Source organism: Streptomyces paradoxus (genome assembly GCF_014202475.1).
GTDB classification, from domain to species: Bacteria; Actinomycetota; Actinomycetes; order Streptomycetales; family Streptomycetaceae; genus Streptomyces; species Streptomyces paradoxus.
Map to the genome: position 1 here is coordinate 17088 of NZ_JACHGV010000010.1, position 16529 is coordinate 33616.

General features: G+C 71.7%; 14 protein-coding genes. 7 read left to right on the forward strand and 7 right to left on the reverse strand.

Features of this window, described 5'->3' with window-relative positions:
• Positions 1-7: 7 nt before the first annotated feature.
• The 6 genes from HNR57_RS28915 to glgX form a co-directional block, all read right to left on the reverse strand.
• The gene (locus tag HNR57_RS28915) at positions 8-1261 is read right to left on the reverse strand and encodes a ketosynthase chain-length factor (RefSeq protein WP_184564494.1); all 1254 of its coding nucleotides are present in this window, start codon (positions 1259-1261) and stop codon (positions 8-10) included.
• Positions 1258-2526, reverse strand: coding sequence for a beta-ketoacyl-[acyl-carrier-protein] synthase family protein (locus tag HNR57_RS28920; RefSeq protein WP_184564496.1), 1269 nt, complete (start codon positions 2524-2526; stop codon positions 1258-1260). Before HNR57_RS28920 ends, HNR57_RS28915 begins: the two co-directional genes overlap by 4 nt.
• Positions 2523-2966 carry a cupin domain-containing protein gene (locus tag HNR57_RS28925; RefSeq protein WP_313675062.1) on the reverse strand — a complete coding sequence of 148 codons (444 nt, stop codon included), beginning with the start codon at positions 2964-2966 and terminating at the stop codon, positions 2523-2525. The genes HNR57_RS28920 and HNR57_RS28925 overlap by 4 nt, the downstream gene beginning before the upstream one ends.
• A gap of 68 nt (positions 2967-3034) precedes the next feature.
• Positions 3035-4192: a SchA/CurD-like domain-containing protein gene (locus tag HNR57_RS28930; RefSeq protein ID WP_184564500.1), complete on the reverse strand. Its 1158-nt coding sequence runs from the start codon at positions 4190-4192 to the stop codon at positions 3035-3037.
• 282 nt (positions 4193-4474) lie between these two features.
• Positions 4475-6130, reverse strand: a complete 1656-nt coding sequence (locus tag HNR57_RS28935) for an FAD-dependent oxidoreductase (RefSeq protein WP_246555073.1) — start codon at positions 6128-6130, stop codon at positions 4475-4477.
• Positions 6131-6276: 146 nt separating this feature from the next.
• Positions 6277-8526, reverse strand: a complete 2250-nt coding sequence (glgX, locus tag HNR57_RS28940) for a glycogen debranching protein GlgX (protein WP_184564504.1) — start codon at positions 8524-8526, stop codon at positions 6277-6279.
• Between the two features lie 186 nt (positions 8527-8712).
• On the opposite strand from glgX, the gene HNR57_RS28945 reads away from it, so the two are divergent.
• The 6 genes from HNR57_RS28945 (at position 8713) to HNR57_RS28970 (ending at position 14935) form a co-directional block, all read left to right on the forward strand.
• Positions 8713-9957 carry a L,D-transpeptidase gene (locus HNR57_RS28945; RefSeq protein WP_184564506.1) on the forward strand — a complete coding sequence of 415 codons (1245 nt, stop codon included), beginning with the start codon at positions 8713-8715 and terminating at the stop codon, positions 9955-9957.
• A 159-nt stretch (positions 9958-10116) separates the two neighbouring features.
• Positions 10117-11349, forward strand: coding sequence for a L,D-transpeptidase (locus tag HNR57_RS28950; protein ID WP_184564508.1), 1233 nt, complete (start codon positions 10117-10119; stop codon positions 11347-11349).
• Positions 11350-11430: 81 nt separating this feature from the next.
• Entirely contained in the window at positions 11431-12198 is a 768-nt protein-coding gene (locus HNR57_RS28955; protein WP_184564510.1) for an enoyl-CoA hydratase/isomerase family protein, read from the forward strand.
• A 169-nt stretch (positions 12199-12367) separates the two neighbouring features.
• A complete protein-coding gene (locus HNR57_RS28960) occupies positions 12368-12976 on the forward strand; it encodes an ATP-binding protein (protein WP_184564512.1) in 609 nt (202 codons plus the stop codon).
• A 73-nt stretch (positions 12977-13049) separates the two neighbouring features.
• Entirely contained in the window at positions 13050-14228 is a 1179-nt protein-coding gene (locus HNR57_RS28965; protein ID WP_184564514.1) for a YncE family protein, read from the forward strand.
• A 92-nt stretch (positions 14229-14320) separates the two neighbouring features.
• Positions 14321-14935: an ADP-ribosyltransferase gene (locus tag HNR57_RS28970; protein ID WP_184564516.1), complete on the forward strand. Its 615-nt coding sequence runs from the start codon at positions 14321-14323 to the stop codon at positions 14933-14935.
• On the opposite strand, the gene HNR57_RS28975 is transcribed toward HNR57_RS28970, so the two are convergent.
• Complete coding sequence (locus HNR57_RS28975) at positions 14889-15614, reverse strand: GNAT family N-acetyltransferase (RefSeq protein WP_221343171.1); 726 nt, start codon at positions 15612-15614, stop codon at positions 14889-14891. The two genes, HNR57_RS28970 and HNR57_RS28975, sit on opposite strands and share 47 nt — an antisense overlap.
• Here HNR57_RS28975 and HNR57_RS28980 point away from each other — a divergent pair.
• A complete protein-coding gene (locus tag HNR57_RS28980; RefSeq protein WP_184564520.1) occupies positions 15613-16527 on the forward strand; it encodes a MerR family transcriptional regulator in 915 nt (304 codons plus the stop codon). The genes HNR57_RS28975 and HNR57_RS28980 overlap by 2 nt on opposite strands.
• Positions 16528-16529 lie beyond the last annotated feature (2 nt).

Sequence of the window (16529 nt, forward strand, 5' to 3'; positions counted from 1 at the left end):
CGGCGCCTCACGACGAGGCGTCGGTGGCGCCGTGCCGCAGCACCAGCGCCGAGTTCGACCCCGTGAGTCCGCGGCTCAGCACCAGCGCCGTGCGTACCTCGGCGGTACGGGCCCGGCCTGTCACGAGGTCGAGGTCGTGGCAGATGTCGAAGACATTGGGGGTGGGCGGGATCAGACCGTGCTCCATCGAGAGCACCGCCGCCGCGGTGTCCATCAGCGGCGCCGCGCAGTAGCCCCGGCCGATCCCGGTCTTCGGCGCGGTGACGGGCACCCGGGTGCCGTGGGCCCCGAGAGCATCGGCGATGGCCAGGGCCTCGGCCCGGTCCGCCTCCGGTACGCCGAGGGCGTCGGCGAACACCACGTCGATCTCCTCGGGGGCGCAGCCGGCCTCCGCCAGGGCGCCCCGGACGGCCTGGGCGAGTCCTTCCCGGGACTCCTCCCAGCGTGAGGCCCCTGTGAAGGTCGCCGCGTGCCCGGCCAGGTGGGCCCGCACGGGCGCGCCCCGCTCCCGGGCCGTGCCCTCCGCCTCCACCACGACCATGGCGCCGCCCTCCGCGGGCACGAACCCGCAGGCCGCGGACGTGAACGGGCGGTAGGCAACGGTCGGGTCGTCGACCGTGCTGAGTTCCGTGTAGCCGAGCTGGCAGACCATCGAGTAGGGCGCGATCGGCGCCTCGGTCGCCCCGGCCACGATCACATCGGTGCCGCGCCGTACGGCTCGTGCCGCGTGGGCGAGGGCGTCCAGGCCGCCGGCCTCGTCGGCGGCGACGACCGAGCAGGGGCCCTTGAAGCCCCGGCGGATGGAGATCTGGCCGGTACTGGCGGCGTAGAACCAGGCGATGGACTGGTACGGGCCGACGAAACGACTGCCCTTGCCCCACAGCTGCTGGAGCTCGCGCTGTCCGAACTCGCCGCCGCCGGAACCGGCCGCGGTGACCACACCCACGGAGAACGGCACCTCGTCGGTCACGGACCGGGGGAGCCGGGCATCGTCCAGCGCCAGGTCGGCCGCGGCCATCGCGAAATGCGTGAACCGGTCGGTCTGCACCAGGAAGCGCTCCTCGATCGCCGCCGCCGGGTCGAAGTCGCGCACCTGGCCCGCCACCCGCAGCGGCAGATGCTCACAGCCCTCCCGGGTGACGCGGTCCAGGACGCTGATGCCCTCCTTGGTGGACTTCCAGAAGGACTCGGTACTGGATCCGTTGGGCGCGACCACACCGATTCCCGTGACGGCCGCGCGCTGAGGACGAGGTTCGCTCATCGTGACTTCTCCCTCGGCCGGTTCATGACCACCGCGGACTGGAAGCCGCCGAATCCGCTGCCCACCGAGAGCACACTGTCGAGGCTGCGCTCACGGGCCACGCGGGGGACGTAGTCCAGGTCGCACTCGGGGTCCGGGGTCTCGTAGTTCGCGGTCGGCGGTACCACCTGGTGGGTCAGGGCCAGCACACAGGCGACGAGTTCGATCGCTCCGATGGCGCCCAGGGAGTGGCCCACCATGGACTTGATGGAACTCATGGGGGTTTCGTAGGCGTGCGGTCCCAGGACCCGCTTGACCGCGGCGGTCTCGTGGCGGTCGTTCTGCTTGGTGCCCGAGCCGTGCGCGTTGACGTAGTCGATCGCGGTGGGGTCGAGCCGCGCGTGGTCGAGGGCGTCCTCGATGGCACGGGCCATCTCCACGCCCTCGCTGGTGAGGCCGGTCATGTGGTAGGCGTTGCCGAAGGTGGCGTAGCCGCCGAGCTCGCAGTACACGCGCGCGCCGCGGGCCCTGGCGTGTTCGAGCTCCTCCAGGACGAGTACGGCGCCGCCCTCGCCCATGACGAACCCGTCGCGGTCGGCGTCGAAGGGACGCGAGGCGTGAGCCGGGTCGTCGTTGTTCGAGGAGGTGGCCTTGATGGCGTCGAAGCAGGCCATGGTGATCGGGGAGATCGGCGAGTCCGAGGCACCGGCTATGCAGATGTCGGCCCGGCCCTCCTCCACGGTGTGGAAGGCGTAGCCGACCGCGTCGAGCCCGGAGGTGCAGCCCGTGGACACGGTCTGCACCGGGCCGCGCGCCCCGAACCGCTCCGCCACCGTCGAGGCGAGCGTGCCGGGCGTGAACGCGCGGTGCAGGTCGGGGCCGGCTTCCCGGTGGTCCACGTCCCAGCGCTGCCCGCCGTGGCTGACCAGGACGTAGTCGTGCTCCAGCCGGGTGGTGCCGCCGACCGCGGTGCCGAGCGAGACGCCGACCCGCCAGGGGTCCTCGGCGGCCAGGTCGAGACCGGCGTCCCGCACCGCTTCGTCGCCCGCCACCATGGCGAACTGGATGTAACGGTCGCTGCGTTCCACCTCCCGCGCGTCCAGGCCGTGGGCCGCGGGGTCGAAGTCGCACTCGGCGGCGATCCGCGACCGCAGACCGGACGGGTCGAAGAACGTGATGGCCCGTGTCGCGGTGCGCCCGGCCGCCAGGAGATCCCAGAACGCCGGTACGCCTATGCCTCCGGGAGCGACGATACCTATGCCGGTGACCGCCACTCGCCGCGTCATGATTGGACCTGACGTCGTTCGGCCGCCTCCGCTCCCACCACCGCGGACTCGGCGTCGGTTCCCTCGGTGTCGACGTGTCCCAGTGGCGGACTCGGCGCCAGGGGACCGAGGTGGAAGACCAGCCGGGCCTCCACGTCGCCGACGTTGCGGAAGCGGTGGCGCACGTTGACGGGGATCAGCAGCCCCTGCTCGGGCCGGAGCGGGTGCGGCTCCCCGTCCAGGTCCACCTCGAGCTGCCCGCACACCACGTACACGAACTCCTCGGAGTACGGGTGGTAGTGCTCACCGATGCGGTCACCGGGGTCGATGAGCGCCACGCCCATGAATCCACTGGTGGCGCCCACCGCGGCCGGAGTGAGCATGGCGCGCAGGTCACCGCCTCGCCGGCGGTTGGGCTCGACGTCGCTCAGGCTCACGATGTTGGGACGAGATGTGATCACGCGTTCCTCCGTTGAGGTGCTGCACCACCGCGGGAGAGGCGGCATCGCCTCTCCCGCCGGACGGTGAATCAGGCGTCGGACGACCGGCGGTCGGTGACGAGATCCATGCGCGCCAGTTCGAGCAGGCGCGCGAGGCTGCCGTCCTTCGACGCGGGCACGTCCATGCCCGCGGCGTCGTCCAGGAGCGTCGTCAGCTCGGTCACCTGCGCCGAGTCGGACAGACCGAGTACGTGGCCGGGGTCGGCCTCCTCGATCCCGCCGTGCACGTCGATCAGCCGTACGACGACGTCGTCGCGCTGGAAGATCGTGCTGCGCAGGACCGGGCTGCGCGGGTCGTCCGCGGCCGCCTCGTCCCGGTGGGCCAGGAGCTCGGCGAGCTGCATCCCGCGTTCCGGCCGCGCCGGGTAGTACAGGGCGTACCGCTCGGCCCGCGGCTCCTGCCGCCCCGCCGTCACGTGGTGGACGGCCGGCAGCGCGGCCCTGGTGAAGAAGACCCGGGCGGATTCGGGGTCGCCCAGGTCCCGGGCCTGCTCCAGATGGGGGTTGATGGCTTCCTCGACGGCCCGCACCTCGGGCTGCCGGGCGACGTGGCGCAGCGCGGCCAGCAGGTCGCCCCGCACCTCGACGGCCCGCACCACCCGGTTGCCGTGCATGAACAGGGAGGTGCGGCACAGCCGGGTGGTGTCGTCGACCTTCGGCTCGGGTGACTCGTAGTCGGCGAGGATCTTGGCGACGATCTCCTCGCTGCCCGGCTTCACGGTGAACGTGAGCGCGTGCCGGATCACACCGTCACCGATCCGGGGCGCCGTCTGGAGGCGGCGCCCCGCCTGGTCGGCGCCCTTCGCCGGTCCGCCGGTCTCGCGGACGACGTGGAAGCGCAGCGACCGTGTGTCGCGCACGCAGCTGTGCAGCGGCTCCACCATCCGCACGTGCTCCTCGCTGTTGACCCAGGCGAGGAACGGCGGGGCGCTCTCCCACTCACTGGTGATGAGCCACTGGGAGGGGTTCTCGATCGACTGGCACAGCTGGTCGCTGACGTGCCCGGGGACGGACGCGACCTGGTTGCACAACTGTTCGTAGGCTTCGAGGAACTCCTGCTGGGCCCCGTCGTGGACGTCGACCAGGAGGACGACTCGGAGCCGGGAACCGTCGAACACGGACTGGGAGACATGGTGCGAGGCCTGTCGCGCCCGCGAACCTGCCCCCCGTTCGGACGTGGTGGTCATCCTGCGCACATCTCCTTCGCGGCGGGGATCGTGAACGCCGGCCGCAGGGATGCGACGTCGGCGTTCCTCGATCCTGTGGCCGTCCCCGCACATCGCGCGACTCGGACGGCGTCCGCGGGTGACCGGCACGGGTGGCCGCCGGACGGGACGGGTCAGGACAACCGGGCCGTCCGCGCGGTCACCGGCCTGCCGGTCGCGGTACCCCGTCCGGGTGATGAGCGCGTGTTCCGCCCGCTCCTCAGCACCCGCCGGGGCACTCGCCGGTTCCAGGCTCGCGAGGATTCAGCCGACGGCCAGCCCGGTCCGCAGGACCTCGCGCAGCACCCCTTCGGCATCGGGGGCCGGACCCGGCGACCGCCAGGCGACGAACCCGTCGGGCCGGACGAGCACGGCGCCCCCGGGCCCCGTGCCGTGACGCTCCGCCCAGTCGGCGGCGTCCTCCGGCACCAGGTCGGCCAGGGGGCCGGTGCCCACCCGGTACGACTCGAGCGGGAGGGACAGCTCGTCGGCGAGGCGGACCGCGGCCTCGTGCCACGCGTTCGGCTCGGCGGCGTCACTGAGCAGCACCAGGGACCGCTCGTAGAGGTCGAGCGTCGACATCCGTTCGTCCCCGCGACGCACCCACAGGTGCGGGGCCCTGCTGCCGGGGCCAGCGGTCAGGTCGAGGCTCTCGGGTACCACGGGGGCCGCGGGATCGGCGCCGACGACAGCGCCCTGCGGGTAGCGGTACCCGAGGGCCACGTTGAGGATGCCGCGCTGGGGGCCGCCGCCCGCTCCGGCCGGCGGGGCGAATCCCGGATGGCTGTGCTCGGCCGACCGGGCCGCGGCACGCGCGCTGGTGGCCTCGGCCACGGGACGGCGCTCGGCGTCGTAGGTGTCCAGCAGGCGCTCCCCGGCCCAGCCGTCGAGCACAGCGGCGAGCTTCCAGGCGAGGTTGTGCGCGTCCTGGATGCCGGTGTTGGAGCCGAAGGCCCCGGTGGGAGACATCTCATGCGCAGAGTCACCGGCCAGGAACACGCGTCCGGACCGGTAGCTGCGGGCGACCCGCTGAGCGGCGTGCCACGGCGCCTTGCCGGTGATCTCCACGTCGAGGTCGGCGACCCCGACCGCCCGGCGGATGTGCTCGATGCACCGCTCGTCCGTGAATTCCTCCAGGGTCTGGCCGTGTTCGGGGTGCCAGGGAGCGTGGAAGACCCAGTTCTCGCGGTTGTCCACCGGCAGCAGGGCGCCGTCGGCTTCCGGGTTCGTCAGGTAGCAGACGATGAAGTGGCGCTCGCCCACGACATCGGCGAGGCGGCGGGAGCGGAAGGTGAGGCTGACGTTGTGGAACAGGTCGCCGGGTCCGCTCTGGGCGATCCCGAGCTGCTCACGCACGGGGCTGCGCGGACCGTCCGCGGCGACGAGGTAGTCCGCGCGGATGGTGGTGTGCTCACCCGTCTCGCGGCTCTTGACCACGGCGGTCACACCGGTGTCTCCGGCGTCGAACGACATCAGCTCGGTGGAGAAGCGCAGGTCTCCTCCGTGCCCGCGGGCGTGGTCGAGCAGGACCGGTTCGAGGTCGTTCTGGCTGCACAGGCACCAGGCGCTGGGGCTGAAGCGGGCCAGGCCGCCCCCCGGGTCGATGTCCTTGAACAGCCACTCGCCCGCGTCGCCGACCAGCGTAGGCGTTTGGAGGATGCCATGATTGACGGCCAGGGTGGCGGCCGCCTCCTTGATCGCCGTCTCGGCACCCGCGACCCGGAACAGTTCCATCGTGCGGACGTTGTTGCCACGGCCTCGCGGGTGAATGGAGGTGCCCGCGTGGCGCTCCACCAGCACGTGCGGCACGCCCAGCCGTCCCAGGAACAGCGAGGTCGACAGGCCGACCAGGGAGCCGCCGACGATGAGGACCGGGACGCTGATGGTGTGCGGATCCGTCTGTCCGCCTCGTTCGTTCATCACTCTCGCCTCCAGCGCGTCGATGCCGCCGACCCGGCCGGATGCGGCGGCGATCCTCATGCATGCCCCGGGAAGGTGACAGTGGCTCAGGCTTCACCCGCCTGCTGCGTGCTGCCCGTCCGCGCCCGCCGGCCGCCCCACCGGGGTCACCCCGCCACCCGCAGCAGCAGCACCGCCCGCGCCGGCATCGTGATCTCCGTCCCCGCCCGGTGCTCCACGCCCGGCGCCTCCCCCTGCTCCTCCCGGCTCGTGTCGACGACGACCTCGTAGCGCTCGGCCCACGGCGGCCCCGGCAGGGTGAAGTCCACCGGCCCCTCGCCCGCGTGCAGGACGGCCAGGAAGCTGTCGTCGAGGATCTGCTCCCCGCGCTCGTCGCGTCCCGGGATGTCCCGGCCGGACAGATACATGCCGAGGGTGGCGGCGGGCGCGTACCAGTCCTGCTCCGTCATCTCGGTGCCGCGGGACGTGAACCAGGCCAGGTCCCGCAGCCCGTCCGCGGTCTGGGCCCGTCCCGAGAAGAACGCCCGGCGCCTGAGCACCGGGTGGCGGTGGCGCAGCGCGATCAGCCGGGAGGTCAGCGCGAACAGGGCCCGCCAGCCCGGATCCTCCAGCAGCCCCCAGTCCAGCCAGCCGATCTCGTTGTCCTGGCAGTAGGCGTTGTTGTTGCCGCGCTGGGTGCGGCCCAGTTCGTCGCCCGCGACCAGCATGGGCACACCCGTCGACAGCAGCAGGGTGGTCAGCAGGTTCCTGAGCTGCCGGCGCCTGAGCGCCCGTACGCCCTCGTCGTCCGTCTCGCCCTCGGTGCCGCCGTTCCAGGCCCGGTTGTCGTCCGTGCCGTCCCGGTTGCCCTCGCCGTTGGCCTCGTTGTGCTTGCGCTCGTAGGAGACCAGGTCCCGCAGCGTGAACCCGTCGTGCGCGGTGATGAAGTTGACGGACGCGTACGGCCTGCGCCCGCCCCAGGCGTACAGGTCGCTGGAGCCCGACAGCCGGTAGCCCATCTCGCGGACGTCCGGCAGGGCGTGCCGCCAGAAGTCCCGTACGGCGTTGCGGTACCGGTCGTTCCACTCCGTCCACAGCGGCGGGAACGCCCCCACCTGGTAGCCGCCCGACCCCACGTCCCACGGCTCGGCGATCAGCTTCACCCGGCGCAGCACCGGGTCCTGGGCGATGACCGCCAGGAACGGGGAGAGCATGTCGACGTCGTGCATGGAGCGGGCCAGCGCCGCCGCCAGGTCGAAGCGGAAACCGTCCACGCCCATCTCCGTGACCCAGTAGCGCAGCGAGTCCGTGATCAGGCGCAGCACCTGCGGCTGGACCACGTGCAGCGTGTTGCCGCAGCCGGTGTAGTCGGCGTAGCGGCGGGCGTCGTCCTGGAGGCGGTAGTAGCCGCGGTTGTCGATGCCCTTGAGGGACAGGGCCGGGCCGAGTTCGCCCGCCTCGGCGGTGTGGTTGTAGACCACGTCGAGGATGACCTCGATCCCGGCCGCGTGCAGGGCGCGCACCATCCGCTTGAACTCGCCGACCTGCTGCCCTCTCGTCCCGGAGGCCGCGTAGGCCGCGTGCGGGGCGAAGTAGCCGATGGAGTTGTAGCCCCAGTAGTTCTTCAGGCCCCGGCGCAGCAGATGGTCCTCGTGCGCGAACTGGTGCACCGGCAGCAGCTCCACCGCCGTCACCCCCAGCTTCACCAGGTGCTCTATCGCCGCGGGGTGCGCGAGGCCGTCGTAGGTGCCGCGCAGTTCCTCGGGGATGCCCGGGTGCAGCCGGGTGAAGCCCTTGACGTGCAGCTCGTAGATCACCGAGTCCGCCCACGGCGTCTTCGGGCGGCGGTCGTCGGCCCAGTCGTCGTCATCGTGGACGACGACGCCCTTCGGGACGTGCGGCGCGGAGTCCCGGTCGTCGCGCACGGTGTCGGCGACATGCTGCTGCGGCCAGTCGCGGACGTGCCCGTACACCTCCGGCGGCAGACCGAAGTCCCCGTCCACGGCGCGGGCGTAGGGGTCGAGCAGCAGCTTCGCGGGGTTCCAGCGGGCGCCCGTCCACGGGTCCCAGCGGCCGTGCACCCGGTAGCCGTAGCGCTGCCCCGGCAGCACGCCGGGGACGAAGCCGTGCCAGATCTCGTGGGTCAGCTCGGCGAGCCGGACCCGCGACTCCTTGCCCGACTCGTCGAAGAGGCACAGCTCGACCCCCTCGGCCCCGCCCGCCCACAACGCGAAGTTGGTGCCCGCCACCCCGTCCGGGCCCACCCGGAACCGGGCCCCCAGCGGTGTCGGCGCACCCGGCCACGCGGGCACGGTGGGTGGCGGCGCGGCCCGCCGCGCCCCGTTCACGGCGGCCTGGCGCCCGTTCCCGGTGGCCTGACGACCGGCCACCGCCTCCTGCTCGGCTGCGCTGGACACCTGTCAGCCTCCCGCGGCTCGTGGGACGACGGGGGACAGAGGGGTGCGGCCCTGTCTGCGGCCCGGGCCGCGGCTCCCCTGCGCGTCGTCCTCCCCACTGTTCTGCCCAGAGCGTGGGTCGCACTCACGTTTCCCCGGGGGCGGGCATGGTCGTTTCCGGGGACATGGCCGGTCGTTGGGCACCTCGTGAGGCACGTACAAGGGCGCGCGCGGCGCGCGAGGGCCGCGCTGGCCGCCGTAGTGACATGGGCAGGGCTCCTCGCCGGGGCCACCGGCTGTACCTCGGACGACGTGGGCGGGATCGCCGGGGTGTTCGGCGCGCCCCCGGCGCCCGAGGACGTCATCAAGGTCTCGCCCGGCGACGGCAGCAGGGGAGTGCGCCCCGGCGAGCGGCTGCGGGTGCGCGTGCCCGACGGCCGGCTGGAGAAGGTGAATGTCGTCAGGTCGCAGGACGCACAGGAGTCCCCGGTGCCCGGCCACCTCTCCGCCGACGGCCTGACCTGGGAACCCGACGAGCCGCGGCTCGCGCTCGCCGCCAAGTACACGGTCGACGCGGTGGCCGTGGACGGCGACGGACGCCGCTCGGCCCGGCGCACCACCTTCACCACCTACGTCCCCGAGGAGCGCTTCATCGGCTACGTCGCCCCGGAGAACCGCGCCACGGTCGGCACCGGCATGATCGTCTCCCTGGAGTTCAACCGGCAGATCGCGAACCGCGCCGCCGTCGAACGCGCGGTACGCGTCACCGCCCGCCCGGCCGTCGAGATCCGCCCGCACTGGTTCGGCAGGACACGCCTCGACTTCCGCCCCGAGGACTACTGGAAACCCGGCACCCAGGTCACCGTCGCCCTGCGCCTGCGCGACGTCGAGGGGTTGCCCGGCGTCTACGGCCTGCAGCACAAGACGTTCTCCTTCACCGTCGGCCGCAGCCAGGTCTCCGTGGTCGACGCCGCCGCCCACTCCATGGAGGTCCGGCGCGACGGCGAGCCCCTCGCCACCGTCCCGGTCACGACCGGCGCCCCGAGGACGACCACCTACAACGGCAAGATGGTGGTGACCGAGATGCTCGACGTGACCCGGATGAACGGCGCCACGGTCGGCTTCAAGAAGCGCGACGGCAAGGGCGAGTACGACATCCCGGACGTTCCGCACGCCATGCGCCTGACCGACTCCGGCACCTTCCTGCACGGCAACTACTGGGCGCACCACACCGTCTTCGGCCGCACCAACATCAGTCACGGCTGCATCGGGCTGCGCGATGTGAAGGGCGGCGGCTCGGACACCCCGGCCGGCTGGTTCTTCGACCGCAGCCTCATCGGGGACGTCGTCGAAGTCGTCAACAGCAATGACAAAAAGGTTGCTCCCGACAATGGGCTCGGAGGATGGAATATGGACTGGAACGCATGGAAGGCGGGCAGTGCCGTGAAGTAGCCGGACAGGGGGACGGGTTGACCCGGCGCTCCGTTGGGACCGAACAGTGACAATCGCGGGCCTCCGGCGCCGTCCGGCCTGTGGTTACTATTCGCCGACGCGCGGGGGACGCGCGGGTGCGCGTGCGGGCCTGACCAGGCCCGGGGAGGGGAGAACCACTTGAACGGGCGACCGATATCGGGGGCGTCGGTTGGGCGCAGGAACGGAGTGCTCGCGCTGATACTCGGCGCGCTGCTGTTCGCCGTCACGGCGTGCGGCGGCGGGGGCACCGGCTCCGGTTCCGGCGGGAGCGACAGCAAGGGGAGGGACTCGGACGCCGCGCAGAGCAAGCAGTCCGAGGCGGTCGTCAGCATCACCCCCGAGGACGGAGCCAAGTCCGTCGACACGAGCGGTGCGCTGAAGGTCACCGCCGCCAAGGGGAAGCTGACCGAGGTCGAGGTCAAGGACGCCGAGGGCAACAAGGTCGAGGGCGAGATATCCGGCGACGGCACCGGCTGGACGCCGTCCACCCACCTGGCCGGTGCCACCAAGTACACGGTCCACGCGGTCGCCAAGGACTCCGAGGGCCGCACGGCCGCGGAGGACGCCGGCTTCACCACGCTGACCCCGAAGAACACCTTCATCGGCACCTTCACCCCCGAGGACGGCTCCAAGGTCGGCGTCGGGATGCCGTTCTCCATCCGCTTCTCGCGGGGCATCACCCACCCGGAGGACGTCGAGAAGGCCATCCGCATCAAGACGGAGCCGGCCGTCGACGTCGAGGGCCACTGGTTCGGCAACGACCGCCTCGACTTCCGCCCGGAGAAGTACTGGAAGCCCGGCACCAAGGTGACCGTCGACCTGAACCTCGACGGCGTCGAAGGCCGCTCCGGCGTCTACGGCGAGCAGGACAAGAAGGTCGAGTTCACCATCGGCCGCAACCAGGTCTCGGTCGTCGACGCCAAGAAGCTCACCATGAAGGTGATGCGCGACGGCAAGGTCATCAAGACCATCCCGGTCACGACCGGCAAGCCCGGCATGGAGACCTGGAACGGCCAGATGGTCATCAGCGAGATGCTCACGGTGACCCGGATGAACGGCGAGACCGTCGGCTACGGCGGCGAGTACGACATCAAGGACGTCCCGCACGCCGTTCGCCTGACCACCTCCGGCACGTTCCTGCACGGCAACTACTGGGCGAGCGGTGCCTTCGGCAACTACAACGCGAGCCACGGCTGCATCGGCCTGCGCGACGTGCGCGGCGGCTGGGACAAGAAGGTGGCGGCCGCGTGGTTCTTCAACCACTCGATGGTGGGCGACGTGGTGGTCGTCAAGAACTCCGAGGACCGGACCGTCGACCCGGACAACGGGCTCAACGGCTGGAACATGTCCTGGGAGAAGTGGAAGAAGTAGTTCTCCGCTGCTGACAAGAGGGCCCCGGTGTGACGGACCGCACCGGGGCCCTACCCGTTAGCCCCCGTTAACCTGCTGCCTATGACCGTCTCTCTCGAAGTCGCTGAAGGCGTCGGCACGCTCCGTCTCGACCGCCCGCCCATGAACGCGCTGGACATCGCCACGCAGGACCGGCTGAAGGAACTCGCCGAGGAGGCCGCGCGGCGCGAGGACGTCCGGGCCGTGGTGGTCTACGGCGGCGAGAAGGTGTTCGCGGCCGGCGCGGACATCAAGGAGATGCAGGAGATGGACCACACCGCGATGGTCCTGCGCGCCCGCGCCCTGCAGGACTCCTTCACTGCGGTGGCCCGGATCCCCAAGCCGGTCGTCGCGGCCGTGACGGGCTACGCGCTGGGCGGCGGCTGCGAGCTCGCCCTGTGTGCCGACTTCCGCATCGCCGGCGAGAACGCCAAGCTCGGCCAGCCGGAGATCCTGCTCGGTCTGATCCCCGGGGCCGGCGGCACCCAGCGCCTGGCCCGCCTGGTCGGCCCCTCCAAGGCCAAGGACCTCATCTTCACGGGCCGGATGGTGAAGGCCGAGGAGGCCCGCGAGATCGGCCTGGTGGACCGGGTCGTCCCCGCCGACGAGGTGTACACGCAGGCGCACGCCTGGGCAGCCAAGCTGGCACAGGGCCCGGCGCTCGCGCTGCGCGCCGCGAAGGAGTCGATCGACACGGGCCTGGAGACGGACATCGACACGGGCCTCGCGATGGAGCGGAACTGGTTCGCGGGTCTGTTCGCCACCGAGGACCGCGAGCGCGGGATGCGCAGCTTCGTGGCGGAGGGGCCGGGCAAGGCGAAGTTCCTGTGAACAGCCCTGCAGGGGCTTGCAATTGACACGGTGTCTGACCCGGGGTCCCTCGATGGGGCGGTTTATGGCAGCCTTAAGGCAACCTTAAGCCCATCTGGTCGGGGGAGTCCGGCCCTCACTCCGGAACCGTGCCTTCCAGCAGGTCGGGAGAGCTTCGCGCGGTTTCGAAGTGCCTCCGGCATATGACATCGGACCGCCGTTCCACCGCCCGTTCACCGGGGCGTATTCCCCGGGAACGGCCCCGTGCGGCGCTCCGGGCGGCCATGATGGGGGCATGGCGGGGCTGGAGGGTACGGAACAGCCGCGGGGGCACGCTCATGCGGCCGCGGCGCGCTGGTCGCCGACCGTCGAGGACGAACACGCGCTCAAGGCGCTGGAGCTGTACGGCAACCCGACGGAGGCAGAGGTTCCGCTGCCGTCCCGCCCCGAGTCCGCCGCCACCGCGAGACGGCTCACCCAGGTCGTGGTCCTGCGCCACTGGGGACTCACCCCCAAGACCACCGAGGACGCGGTCCTGCTCGTCTCCGAACTGGTCGGCAACGCCGTCCGCCACACCGGCGCCCGCGTCTTCGGACTGCGCCTGCACCGGCGCCGCGGCTGGATCCGCGTCGAGGTGCGCGACCCCTCCCGGGGACTGCCGTGCCTGATGCCGGTCCAGGAGATGGACATCAGCGGCCGGGGCCTGTTCCTCGTCGACAAGCTGGCCGACCGCTGGGGGGTCGATCTGCTGCCCCGGGGCAAGACCACCTGGTTCGAGATGCGGGTCGCCGACCGCTGACGCGCGCTGCCTCACCCGGTCGCCGGACGGACGAATCACAGGTTTCCCCACAAGACGCCCATTAAATGGTGCAATGCACCGCCATCTCGTCAAGAGCGCCCTGGTCACGGGTGCCGTCCTCGCCGTCCTCGCCGCCTGCGGCACCGGCAGCGGGGAGCGGACCTCCGAGGCACGGGGCACCAAGGCCGCCGTGCCCGCACCGCCCGAGAAGAAGCCCGTGAAGGGCCTGCCCGGCATGCCGCCCGTCCTGGACCCCGAGGACGTGTACGCGGCCGACCGCCCCGACAAGCTGTCCCCGGTGGTCAAGGACTTCCCGTCCCGGGTCTACGTCCCCAACACCGAGTCCGACACCGTCTCCGTCATCGATCCGAAGACGTACGAGATCATCGAGACGATCCCCGTCGGCCGGCAGCCCCAGCACGTCGTGCCCTCCTGGGACCTGAAGACGCTCTGGGTCAACAACAACCGCGGCCACACCCTCACCCCGATCGACCCGAAAACCGGCAAGGCGGGCAAGCCGGTCGACGTTCACGACCCCTACAACCTCTACTTCACGCCCCACGGCAGATACGCCGTCGTCATGGCCTCCCTCGACCGCGAGCTCGTCTTCCGCGACCCGCACACCATGGAGATCAAGAAGACCGTCCCGGTCTCCTGCTACGGCGTCAACCACGCCGACTTCTCCCTCGACGGCCGCTACTTCATCGTCTCCTGCGAGTTCAGCGGCGAGCTCCTCAAGGTCGACACCGAGAAGATGGAGGTCGTCGGGCAGCAGCGGCTGCCGTTCGAGGGCGCCATGCCGCAGGACGTGAAGATCTCGCCCGACGGCAAGACGTTCTACATCGCCGACATGATGGCCCACGGCATGTGGGTCCTCGACGGCGACAAGTTCACCGAGCCCACCCTGATGCCCACCGGCAAGGGCTGCCACGGCCTCTACGTCAGCCGCGACTCCCGCGAGATGTACGTGTCCAACCGCGGCGAGGGAACCGTCTCCGTCTTCGACTTCACCCAGGGCAAGCTGACCAAGAAGTGGAACCTGCCCGACGGCGGCAGCCCCGACATGGGCGGCGTCTCCGCCGACGGCAAGGTGCTGTGGCTGTCCGGCCGCTACGACGCCGAGGTGTACGCCATCGACACCCGCACCGGCACCCAGCTCGCCCGTATCCCGGTCGGCAGCGGCCCGCACGGCCTCGCGGTCTACCCGCAGCCCGGCCGCTACTCGCTCGGCCATACGGGCATCTTCCGGTGACACCCATGTGCCGTCCACCGAAGGCAAGTTGACACGCCCTGATCGGGTGAGGGTCCCGGTCGCGTCACGACGCACCCGCGATCGTGCCGTGCATGATCACTCTTCGTCCGAGGCGGCGGGCCGCTGCCGCCGCACTCAGCCTCGCCGCCGTCCTCACCACCACGGGCGCCGCACCCGCCGAGACCCCGGCTGCCGCCGCCGGGGTGGCCGCCCCCGCACCGGCCGCCTGCCCCGTCCAGTTCGACGACAAGGTCAAGGCCGCCGCCGACCGCCGGGTCGACGTCGGCCGCATCACCCCCGACCCCTCCTGGCGCACCACCTGCGGCACCCTCTACCGCGCCGACGGCCGCGGCCCGTCCGTCGTCTTCGAGGAGGGCTTCCAGCCCAAGGACGTCGTGAACGGCCAGTACGACCTGGAGAAGTACGTCCTGGTCAACCAGCCGTCCCCGTACGTGTCGACGACGTACGACCACGACCTGTTCAAGAAGTGGAAATCCGGCTTCAACTACTACGTCGACGCCCCCGGCGGCATCGACGTCAACCGGACCATCGGCGACGCCCACAAATGGGCCGACCAGCAGGAGGTCGCCTTCCCCGGCGGCATCGCCCGCCAGTACGTCATCGGCGTCTGCCCGGTCGACAAGCAGACCAGGACCGAGATCATGAGCGAGTGCGAGAGCAACCCGCACTACCGGCCCTGGCACTGAGCAGCAGCGTCTCCGAGCCCACGGGCCGGTAACCCGCCGCCTGGAACGCCCGCAGACTGCGGGCGTTCCCCGCGGACACCTGCGCCCACACCGGAGCGCCCCCGGTCAGCTGCCGCGCCGCCGTCACCAGCCGCCGCCCGACCCCCCGGTGCCGTGCCCCCTCGTCCACCTCGACGGCGACCTCCCACCGCCCGGCCACCCCACGGCCCAGCACGAGCACCCCGCCGTCCGCCGCCCACACCCGCACACCGTCACGCCGTCTGCGGGCCGACGCCACGCGCGGATGCCCGGGGTCGTCGATCTCCGTCAGCGCGACCGGCGGCTCCCCGGGCAGCGCGGCACCGGTCAGCAGCACGTCGATCGTGTCGGAGACACGCCCCGTCCGGTCCATCAGGGCCGTCAGGAAGCGGGCGTTCATCGTGGCCGCGAGCGCGTCGCAGTCGGTCCGGGCGAGGGTGCTGCGCACCCAGTCCGGGTCCTCGTCGGTGAAGACGACCGAGTGGGCCGTGAAGGCGAGCACCCCCGCGTCCCGGGGTGAGGGCTGGGGCACGATCGTCGTACCGCCGTCCGCCGGCGGGAAGACGCCCCGCGCCGCCGCGTCGAGTATGTCCCCGAGGCTGTCCGTCACCGTCGCGCTCCTTGAGTCTCCACCCGATGGAGGGTCCAGACTCGCAGACATGATCGACGACGCCAGCGGACTGCTCACCATCGGGGAACTGGCCCGGGTCACCGGACTCACCGTGCGCACCATCCGCTACTGGTCCGACCGGGGCGCCCTGCCTCCGGTGGGCCGGTCCGCGGGCGGCTACCGCCTCTACGACGCGCCGTCGGTGGCCCGGCTGGAGCTGATCCGCACCCTGCGCGAGCTGGGCCTCGGCCTGGCCGACGTCCGCCGCGTGCTGTCCGGTGAGACCACCGTCGCGCAGGTCGCGGCTGCACACGTGGTCGCCCTGGACGCGCAGATCCGGTCGCTCAAGGTGACCCGCGCCGTGCTGTCGACGGTGGCGAAGCGGGGCTCGGACGCGGAGGAGATGACGCTCGTGAACAGACTGGCACGCCTGTCGGCGGCCGAACGGCGGCGGATCGTGGAGGAGTTCGTGGACGAGGTGTTCCGCGGGCTGGACACCGCGGACCCGGTGATCCGGGAACGCATGCGCGACACCGCCGCCGACCTGCCCGAGGAGCCCACGCCCGAGCAGGTCGACGCCTGGCTGGAGCTGGCGGAGATGCTCCGGGACCCGGACTTCCGGGCCGAGATGCGCAAGGTGGCCGAGTTCAACGCGGCCGACCACGGGCAGGACGCGCCCGCCGGGGCATCCGTGTGGTTCTCCCGGCGGCTCGTGCAGCTGGGAGCCGACGCCGTCGAGCGCGGCGTCGCCCCCGACTCGCCGGACGCGGCCGAGGTGCTCAGCGGGCTGCTGGGCGACGCCGACCCGGCGACCGTGCTGGCCCGGCTGCGGTCGCACGCCACCCACCGGGTGGCCCGGTACCGCGAGTTGCTGGCCCTCGTGAAGGGCACCGGGCCCGAGGCCGCGTACCGGGCGGAGTTCGCCTGGGTGGTCGCCGCGCTGGAGGCGCGCACGGCCGGTTAACC

What these genes read in the sequence shown, in the direction of transcription:
- HNR57_RS28975 (WP_221343171.1), bottom strand. Translation starts at nt 15,614, where the DNA reads ATGTCTGCGAGTCTGGACCCTCCATCGGGTGGAGACTCAAGGAGCGCG.
- HNR57_RS28965 (WP_184564514.1), top strand. Translation starts at nt 13,050, where the DNA reads ATGCACCGCCATCTCGTCAAGAGCGCCCTGGTCACGGGTGCCGTCCTC.
- HNR57_RS28970 (WP_184564516.1), top strand. Translation starts at nt 14,321, where the DNA reads ATGATCACTCTTCGTCCGAGGCGGCGGGCCGCTGCCGCCGCACTCAGC.
- HNR57_RS28980 (WP_184564520.1), top strand. Translation starts at nt 15,613, where the DNA reads ATGATCGACGACGCCAGCGGACTGCTCACCATCGGGGAACTGGCCCGG.
- HNR57_RS28930 (WP_184564500.1), bottom strand. Translation starts at nt 4,192, where the DNA reads ATGACCACCACGTCCGAACGGGGGGCAGGTTCGCGGGCGCGACAGGCC.
- HNR57_RS28920 (WP_184564496.1), bottom strand. Translation starts at nt 2,526, where the DNA reads ATGACGCGGCGAGTGGCGGTCACCGGCATAGGTATCGTCGCTCCCGGA.
- HNR57_RS28915 (WP_184564494.1), bottom strand. Translation starts at nt 1,261, where the DNA reads ATGAGCGAACCTCGTCCTCAGCGCGCGGCCGTCACGGGAATCGGTGTG.
- HNR57_RS28935 (WP_246555073.1), bottom strand. Translation starts at nt 6,130, where the DNA reads ATGAACGAACGAGGCGGACAGACGGATCCGCACACCATCAGCGTCCCG.
- HNR57_RS28955 (WP_184564510.1), top strand. Translation starts at nt 11,431, where the DNA reads ATGACCGTCTCTCTCGAAGTCGCTGAAGGCGTCGGCACGCTCCGTCTC.